This window comes from Novipirellula rosea (assembly GCF_039541335.1).
Classification (GTDB): domain Bacteria; phylum Planctomycetota; class Planctomycetia; order Pirellulales; family Pirellulaceae; genus Novipirellula; species Novipirellula rosea.
The window spans coordinates 1-645 of record NZ_BAABGA010000092.1; the positions used below are offsets into that span (position 1 = coordinate 1).

Below are 645 nucleotides of genomic sequence, written 5' to 3' on the forward strand. Positions count from 1 at the left end.
TGGGGTTGAGACAAAACCCAGCAGCCTACCGAAGTCAAATCTCATCCCCCCGCCGAACGCTTACGGCCGTGGCATGTTCCGCGATTGCAGCTTCTTTTAAGGTTTCTCAGTGCTGGTATGTTAAACCGAGCGATTTCGAACTCGACAAATTCACCAAAGGTGTTGGCGACACGGTTGTCTACAATATCGAGATTTGATTAACAGTTATTCACGATCAATTCTCTAGCGTCGCAAACAATTGCACGACATCTTCCTCGGAGTGATGTCTGCACTCTGAGTTTGTTCCATCGGTAATTGCTGGATCAATTTGCGATGACGTCAGCAGACATGGCAACTCTGTCCCACTTGCTTGGTTGTATATGCTCTCCATTGACGACCAGAATCCCTGTGAAGACTACCGAAGTAAGCTGGTAGGCCAGCATCGTGTCAACACCTTCCATCACGCGTAGTTCGTGTCTCGTTGACGATGCGACGTTTCTCCCCAGCTCCCTCTTGACTTTGACGCACCACTGAGTTCGTAATTTCTTGGCGTGTGCAAGAAACTCTTCACAGAATATGGCAGTTAAGAAAGTCACGGATGGGTTCTGGAATTGCCCACGAAAAGTTGACAGTGGACCGGTCTTAACGGGAAGGTAAATGGTGCGT

General features: G+C 48.7%; 1 protein-coding gene. It reads right to left on the bottom strand.

What is annotated here, in order from left to right:
• Window positions 1–302 precede the first annotated feature (302 nt).
• Window positions 303–645, bottom strand: a 343-nt coding sequence (locus tag ABD971_RS29245; RefSeq protein ID WP_345327263.1) for a hypothetical protein, incomplete at its 5' end; no start/stop codon positions are given.